Here is a 6,894-nt window from a genome sequence, read left to right as displayed (position 1 = left end):
GCAGCTTGCGGAACATCTCCACACCCGTCACCGTCGTCGTCGACGTCGGGCGGATACCGACGATCTCGACCGTCTCGCCAACCTTGACAATGCCGCGCTCGACGCGCCCGGTCACCACCGTGCCGCGACCCGAGATCGAGAACACGTCCTCGATCGGCATCAGGAAGGGCTGGTCGATCGGACGCTCAGGCGTCGGGATGTACTTGTCCACTTCGGCCATCAGCTGACGCACCGCGTCCTCGCCGATTTCCTTGTTGGAGTCTTCCAGAGCGGCCAGCGCCGAACCCTTGACGATCGGAATGTCGTCGCCGGGGAAATCATATTTCGACAAAAGCTCGCGCACTTCCAACTCGACCAGTTCCAGAAGCTCGGGATCGTCGACCTGATCCACCTTGTTGAGGAACACCACGATCGCGGGAACGCCGACCTGACGGGCGAGCAGGATGTGCTCGCGGGTCTGCGGCATCGGGCCGTCGGCAGCCGAAACCACCAGGATCGCGCCATCCATCTGGGCGGCGCCGGTGATCATGTTCTTCACATAGTCGGCGTGACCGGGACAATCGACGTGGGCGTAGTGCCGGTTTTCCGTCTCGTACTCCACATGCGCCGTCGAGATCGTGATGCCGCGCGCCTTTTCCTCCGGCGCCGCGTCGATCTGGTCATACGCCTTGTACTCGCCGAAATACTTCGTGATCGCCGCCGTCAGCGACGTCTTGCCGTGGTCAACATGCCCAATCGTGCCAATGTTGGCATGCGGCTTCGTACGTTCAAACTTACTCTTCGCCATCGCCGTCGTTCTCTCGTCTTCTAGAACCGTTTGCGCCGACCGGTATTCCCGGCCCGATGTTTATGGAGCGGCGAACCGCCCGTCCGTTAATTCCTTACACGCCAAACCGCCCCTTGAGAATCTGGAGCGGGTAGCGGGAATCGAACCCGCATATTCAGCTTGGAAGGCTGCTGCTCTACCATTGAGCTATACCCGCGCACTCGTAACTCCGACTCCGGCAGTGGTGGAGGAGGTTGGATTCGAACCAACGTAGGCTAAGCCAACGGATTTACAGTCCGTCCCCTTTAACCACTCGGGCACTCCTCCTGTCACTGCCAGCGGAGCTGAGCGACTAGGCATTCGCACGAATACCCCGCCCGTTTTGGCAGGCGGGTCATCCGCGGTGGGCGTTATGACGAGAAGGCATTCGCCTGTCAACAGGGGATTGGCGAAAAGACCAACCGACTTTCCACAACCATCTGCGGCGCATTGAAATTTCTGCGGCGCTTTTGCTCAACAGCGGTTCTATCGCATGAAGAAGCAACGGGTTATAAGCACCATCATGAACGATAAACAGCAACCGAAATCACCAAAAGATTCCCACTATGCGCGCCTTCGCCGCCAGCACCGCGACCTGAAGGCGGGCGATGCCGGGCAGCAATACCGTCCAGCCAGACCGGCAATCGAAGGTAGCGCTGCGCCCGCAGGGCTGGTGCGGCTCTATGGGCTGCATACGGTTCGGGCAGCGCTGGATAATTCGGAACGCCGGATTCGCCGGATGATGGTGACGAAAAATGCCCTGGCAAGGCTGGAGATCGCAGAATCGCATTCCCTGCCCTTTCCCGTCGAGACCGTCGAACCGAAGGCCATAGACCGGGAAACCGGATCGGAGGCGGTCCATCAGGGCGTCATGATCGAAGCGGAGCCGCTTCGTTCGAAAAAACTGACAGACCTCAGGGAAAGTTCGCTGCTTCTAGTGCTCGATCAGGTGACCGATCCGCACAATGTCGGCGCGATCCTGCGCTCTGCCGTCGCCTTCGGCGCAGGGGCACTGATCACCACGGCGCGCCACAGCCCCCAGGAATCAGGCGTGCTCGCCAAGGCTGCATCCGGTGCACTCGAACTCATCCCCCATATCGAGGTGCGAAATCTGGCAGACGCGCTGCATGAGATCCATGCGCTCGGCTTCACGACGATCGGGCTTGATTCGGAAGGTCCGAGCGAGATGGAAGCGGCTCTCGATGGTGACCGGATCGCCCTCGTGCTCGGCGCCGAAGGCAAAGGCCTGCGGCAGAAGACGCGCGAAACGGTCACCACCCTCGCCCGGCTCGATATGCCTGGAGCGATTAAATCGCTCAACGTATCGAACGCGGCCGCAATCTCGCTCTATGCGGTGCAACGCTATCTCGCGGCAAAGGGCTGAAAACTACGTTCTCACGCCGTGGCGATATAGGCCTTGATGTCTTCCGCTTCGCGCTCAACCTCTTCGATGCGCCTTTTGACCACATCGCCGATCGAGATGATTCCATACAGGAGGCCATCGCGCTCAACGGGCAGATGGCGGAAGCGGTTGACCGTCATGATTTCCATCACCTCGTTGACGGTATTGTGCTCATGACAGACATGCACCTTGCTGGTCATCAACTCCGATACTTTTCGGTCGAGGGCCTGCAGTCCCTGTTCGGCAATGGCGCGGACGACATCGCGTTCCGACAGGATGCCTTTTACAGCCTTTTCGCCATCGCAGATGACGAGCGCACCGATACGATGCATGGCCAGGATGGCGACAGCCTCGATGATCGATGCATCAGGCGTGACGCTGACGACATCATGGCCTTTGCGTTCGAGAATAGATCTGACCGTCATGCTTTTCCTCCTCACGGCGCTTTCGCGCTAGAACCACCGGAACCACCTCCGCCTATCGGCCCCTTTTTCCGGCAACACGGAGATATGGTGCGCGCAAGCGCCGGGCAAAGCAAGTGCTTCTAAAGCCAGTTCAATAAGGCCTCGGGGCATCCAGCGGACTTGGACGGTCCAGGAGGGCTATGCCGAAGAAACCGACGATGAAACCGCCAATATGGGCCTCCCATGCAATGCTCGCCGATTCGGTTGGTGTTATCGAAATGAGGCCGGTGACCAGATTGATGACAAACCAGACACCGAGAAACGCCAGGACAGGACGCAATGTCAGCGTAACGCCAATAGGCAGCAACGGACCGGCAAATTCCGATTTTCCCTTTTGATGCAGCATATCGGGCACCCGGCGAAAACCATAGCGCGCGGCAGCGCCCATCATGCCGGAAATGGAGCCCGAAGCGCCCACCAGCGGCATCGCGCTTTCCGGATGAAGCGCATAATGGGTGAATGCCGCGGCAATGGCGGTGGCGATCCAGAATATGATCATCCTGGTCGTGCCGATCCGCCCTGCCAGCGGCGAGCCGAAGGCGGCAAGCCAGACCAGGTTGACGGCGATATGGGCGAAACCGCCGTGCATGAAAGAATAGGTTATGGCCGTCATCCACGCCGCCGGATCGTCGAAGCCGCCGCCTTGTGAAAAACGCACCGGCCAAAAGGCGAAATTGATCATGACCCAGAGGTTCTGCTGGTCGTCGAGCACATAATTCTGTGCGAGGAACGCCACGATGCAGATACCGGTCAGAACCAGAATGATTCCAGGGATGTTGAAAACGGGTTCGGATGTCCGTGCGCGGTTCAAATCGTTCTCCGGAAATGTTGCGGCCACGCGATTCGTTCACATCCGCTCGCGCCCACCGTGAAGACAGGACCTTAGAACGGTTCCTGTTTTGATGGAATCGGAGAACCGCTCTCATTCTTTGTTTTTACGCACGTCCGATGGGAGAGCAATTCCTGCTTTTCCCAGGAAAACCGGTTCCCACTTTTCCTGGACCTGCTTTAGATATGAGAGGCTTTGGTAAAAGAAAAGGCCGCCCAGGCTTTTACCCCTGAACGGCCTGGCCGAGCTCCCACCCGTAACCAAAATCATTTTGAACCCAGAAAGCGCTTTAAAGACAAAGGCTTCTTCTGATGTCCTATCCTGCACACAGATCGGGCCTTCATGCAATAGAAACCATTTGTTAACCTTAACTGCCCGGCGCAGTGGATGAACAAAAGGTTAAGGTGGTCCCGTAGCCGCAGGAATGGCACGCTTTCTGCTACGTGCTTCGTCAGAGATGAATTGAAGCCAATTTATGTGCCAAAACAGCACATTATCCGGAAACGAGACGTCACAGATGAAGCATGATGGAACAGCAGAGCTTCTCGCTTACTGGAATCGCATCCGTGAGAAGCGCCCTGCCCCGGAAAGAACCGAGATCGAGCCCGCTGCGATTCGCAGGCGGCTGCCGGATATATTTATCCTCGAGAGCCCGGAAAATGCGGAGACACGTTTTCGCCTGGCGGGAACGCGGCTGTGCACCATACATGGCGGCGAACTCAGAAATTCGAGCTTTCTTTCGCTGTGGAGCGAGGAGGACCGTGCGGCCATCGATCAACTCCTGCACACAGTATTCGAAAGCAAGGCTGCGGCGGTGATCGACCATGAGGCTAAAAGCCTCTCGGGACGCCGCTCGACTTTTGAAACCCTGCTGCTGCCGCTTGCCGGCGCCGCCTCCGAAGCCAGGCTGATAGGATCCATGATCGCGCTCGATCCCGCCTATTGGCTGGGTGCGGATAGAATCGTCGAAAGCAGCGTGCTCTCGATCAGCCTGCTCGACCCGAAGCGTGCGCAATTGCAGGCCGAAACCCCGGCGGTGGCCGTTGCTTCAGGTTCTTCATTGCGCTCCGTATCACGCGCTTATGAGACGCAGTGCTTTTTCGACGCATCCGGTCCGCGCCAAATCCGCCATCTTACCGTCCTCGATGGCGGCAAAATCTGAACGCGGTACGGCGGCTGCATTACCCGATGTTAACTCATGTCGTTTACGATCTCGCCGATATAAACGGTTTGCGCGTCAGCCAACGTTAAAGCAGGGAAAAATGCAGAATATCGCAGACACTCACATCGGAAGCGATATTCCGCATGACAACTTTCATTCGGTGAAAGTGAATCTCCATGGCCGTTACATGCTCGAGAATCGTTCCGAGCATATTTGCATCGTGCTTGAGATGTCGCCGGGCAGCGCGCTTCTCCGCGGCAAGGGAAACGGGCGAATCGGCGAGCGCATCATCGCCTATATCGATCATGTCGGCCGTATCGAAGGCGCCGTTCTCCGGCAGACCCCCGACGGATTCTCCATGTCCCTCACCGCCTCGGAGCGCAAGAAGGACAAGCTTGCCGCCCAGTTGACATGGCTTGCCAACAAGCACGAGCTCGATCTGCCGGAAGACCGCCGCCACGAACGCATCACGCCGCGCAATCCCAACAATATTCTTGTCATATCAGACGGACGACAATATCGCTGCCGGATCATCGATCTTTCGCTTTCCGGCGCAGCCGTCGAAATCGATGTACGACCGGCGCTCCATACGTCGGTTACGCTCGGCACGATGCGGGGAACCGTGGTGCGTCATTTCGACGATGGCATCGCCATCGAATTCGCCAATGTACAACAGCGCATGACGCTCGATCAGCTCTTCCGCTGACCACAATACGTCCCGCACCAATCCCGCTATTCGCTTCTCCTGAATCCGGACCGCCGAAACCTCTCGGGCAGTTCGCTGATATGCGTCCATCCCAGCAGTGAATTCGGTTCAATAAACCGAAGCTTCAGCAATCTTTACAGTTATTTACTTCAATGCATAAAATTTGAAATGAATTTCATACTTGTTTTCTCTGTTTTTTAGTTTCATTTTCGCTCCATTATTGGCGCGACCTAAAACTATGCATGTCATTGTTGCTTCAACTCGGAGACGACACGATGACATGCAAAGCAGTTTTGGCAGGCCTCTTTCTTCTGATCGGAACAGTGGCAGTTCAGGCAACGCAAATTGGCTCACCATCCCCATGGATGAATTCGGGCGGGCGCACCACACAGCCGATCGGCCATTATGAGTTCTGCCAACGCTATGCCGATGAATGCGCTATCGTCAGCAGATCGGACAAGCCGGTCGCTTTGACACAAGAGCTGTGGCGCAAGGTCATCGAGATCAACAATCAGGTCAACACCAGCATCGAAGCGCGCACCGACATGGATATGTGGGGCAAGCCGGAAGTCTGGTCTTATCCGACGAAATACGGCGATTGCGAAGATTATGCCCTGCTCAAGCGCAAGCTGCTGCAGCAGGCGGGTGTTCCAGTCAATGCCTTGCTGATCACCGTCGTGCGCCAGACCAATGGCGACGGCCATGCCGTGCTGGCGATGCGCACCGATCGCGGCGATTTCGTTCTCGACAACCTGGAGCCGCGCGTCCTGGTCTGGAACCAGACCGAATATCAATTTCTCAAGCGTCAATCGACCCGCAACACCGGCGTCTGGGTTTCGATAGACGACGACCGCCAGATCCTGGTGGGCAGCATTCGCGAATAAGGCGCAAGCCTTATGCGGCAACCCGGTCGAGTCCCCCACCCGTCCCCATGACCGGGTTTCAGGAGCCGGCTCCTCCCACGGGCCGGCTCCGTCCGTCGTATCAAACAATCTCCAGGCCGCGCATGAACCTGATGCCATTATCGACATAATGAAGCGCCGAGGCCTTCAGCCGCTCGACGGCCTTTTCATCCAGCGAGCGCGCGACACGGGCCGGAGCCCCGATGATCAATGAATTGTCGGGGAATTCCTTGCCCTCCGTCACCAGCGCTCCCGCACCTACCAGCGAGTTCTTTCCTATCCGCGCGCCATTGAGCACGATAGCGCCGATGCCGATGAGGCTATTGTCTCCGATCGTGCAGCCGTGGAGCATGGCGCGATGACCGATCGTGCAGCCTTCGCCGATCGTCAGCGGATAGCCCATATCGGTATGCATCACGGTGTGCTCCTGAACATTGGTGTTGCAGCCGATCACGATCGGTTCATTGTCGCCGCGCAACACCGCCCCGAACCATATGCCGGCGCCCTTCCCCAGCCTGATCCTGCCGATCAGCGTTGCGTCGGGCGCGATCCAGTTCGTTTGGCGATCATCGAATTCCGGCTGGTGACCGTCCAACGCATAGATGGACATGGGGCTCTCCCGTT

At 57.7% G+C, this 6,894-nt stretch carries 8 protein-coding genes and 2 tRNA genes; 4 read left to right on the top strand and 6 right to left on the bottom strand.

The window, feature by feature from the left end:
* The 3 genes from C5748_RS19170 to C5748_RS19160 form a co-directional block, all read right to left on the bottom strand.
* The coding region (locus C5748_RS19170) for an elongation factor Tu (protein ID WP_105743527.1) at positions 1-787 on the bottom strand (787 nt) is incomplete at its 3' end.
* 122 nt (positions 788-909) lie between these two features.
* Positions 910-983: transfer RNA gene (locus C5748_RS19165), tRNA-Gly, on the bottom strand.
* Positions 984-1,008: 25 nt separating this feature from the next.
* Positions 1,009-1,093: transfer RNA gene (locus C5748_RS19160), tRNA-Tyr, on the bottom strand.
* 235 nt (positions 1,094-1,328) lie between these two features.
* Between C5748_RS19160 and rlmB the strand changes: the two genes are divergently transcribed.
* The gene (rlmB, locus tag C5748_RS19155) at positions 1,329-2,189 is read left to right on the top strand and encodes a 23S rRNA (guanosine(2251)-2'-O)-methyltransferase RlmB (protein ID WP_105743526.1); all 861 of its coding nucleotides are present in this window, start codon (positions 1,329-1,331) and stop codon (positions 2,187-2,189) included.
* An 11-nt stretch (positions 2,190-2,200) separates the two neighbouring features.
* Here rlmB and C5748_RS19150 read toward each other — a convergent pair whose 3' ends face one another.
* Together C5748_RS19150 and C5748_RS19145 are read right to left on the bottom strand one after the other, a co-directional pair.
* On the bottom strand, positions 2,201-2,632 hold the full coding sequence (locus tag C5748_RS19150; protein WP_105743525.1) for a CBS domain-containing protein: 432 nt from the start codon (positions 2,630-2,632) through the stop codon (positions 2,201-2,203).
* Between the two features lie 130 nt (positions 2,633-2,762).
* Entirely contained in the window at positions 2,763-3,509 is a 747-nt protein-coding gene (locus C5748_RS19145; protein ID WP_425350277.1) for a rhomboid family intramembrane serine protease, read from the bottom strand.
* A gap of 508 nt (positions 3,510-4,017) precedes the next feature.
* Here C5748_RS19145 and C5748_RS19135 point away from each other — a divergent pair.
* From C5748_RS19135 to C5748_RS19125, 3 genes are all read left to right on the top strand, one after another.
* Positions 4,018-4,662, top strand: a complete 645-nt coding sequence (locus C5748_RS19135; protein WP_158259897.1) for a PAS domain-containing protein — start codon at positions 4,018-4,020, stop codon at positions 4,660-4,662.
* Between the two features lie 100 nt (positions 4,663-4,762).
* Positions 4,763-5,368, top strand: a complete 606-nt coding sequence (locus C5748_RS19130; protein WP_105743521.1) for a PilZ domain-containing protein — start codon at positions 4,763-4,765, stop codon at positions 5,366-5,368.
* A 365-nt stretch (positions 5,369-5,733) separates the two neighbouring features.
* Complete coding sequence (locus C5748_RS19125; RefSeq protein WP_425350280.1) at positions 5,734-6,252, top strand: transglutaminase-like cysteine peptidase; 519 nt, start codon at positions 5,734-5,736, stop codon at positions 6,250-6,252.
* A 100-nt stretch (positions 6,253-6,352) separates the two neighbouring features.
* Here C5748_RS19125 and C5748_RS19120 read toward each other — a convergent pair whose 3' ends face one another.
* Positions 6,353-6,880, bottom strand: coding sequence for a gamma carbonic anhydrase family protein (locus tag C5748_RS19120; RefSeq protein ID WP_105743519.1), 528 nt, complete (start codon positions 6,878-6,880; stop codon positions 6,353-6,355).
* Between the last annotated feature and the right edge of the window lie 14 nt (positions 6,881-6,894).

Source organism: Phyllobacterium phragmitis (genome assembly GCF_002980495.1).
GTDB classification, from domain to species: domain Bacteria; phylum Pseudomonadota; class Alphaproteobacteria; order Rhizobiales; family Rhizobiaceae; genus Paramesorhizobium; species Paramesorhizobium phragmitis.
This window is presented reverse-complemented; position numbering and strand designations above follow the sequence as displayed.

What these genes read in the sequence shown, in the direction of transcription:
- C5748_RS19150 (WP_105743525.1), bottom strand. Translation starts at nt 2,632, where the DNA reads ATGACGGTCAGATCTATTCTCGAACGCAAAGGCCATGATGTCGTCAGC.
- C5748_RS19125 (WP_425350280.1), top strand. Translation starts at nt 5,734, where the DNA reads ATGAATTCGGGCGGGCGCACCACACAGCCGATCGGCCATTATGAGTTC.
- rlmB (WP_105743526.1), top strand. Translation starts at nt 1,329, where the DNA reads ATGAACGATAAACAGCAACCGAAATCACCAAAAGATTCCCACTATGCG.
- C5748_RS19135 (WP_158259897.1), top strand. Translation starts at nt 4,018, where the DNA reads ATGAAGCATGATGGAACAGCAGAGCTTCTCGCTTACTGGAATCGCATC.
- C5748_RS19130 (WP_105743521.1), top strand. Translation starts at nt 4,763, where the DNA reads ATGCAGAATATCGCAGACACTCACATCGGAAGCGATATTCCGCATGAC.
- C5748_RS19120 (WP_105743519.1), bottom strand. Translation starts at nt 6,880, where the DNA reads ATGTCCATCTATGCGTTGGACGGTCACCAGCCGGAATTCGATGATCGC.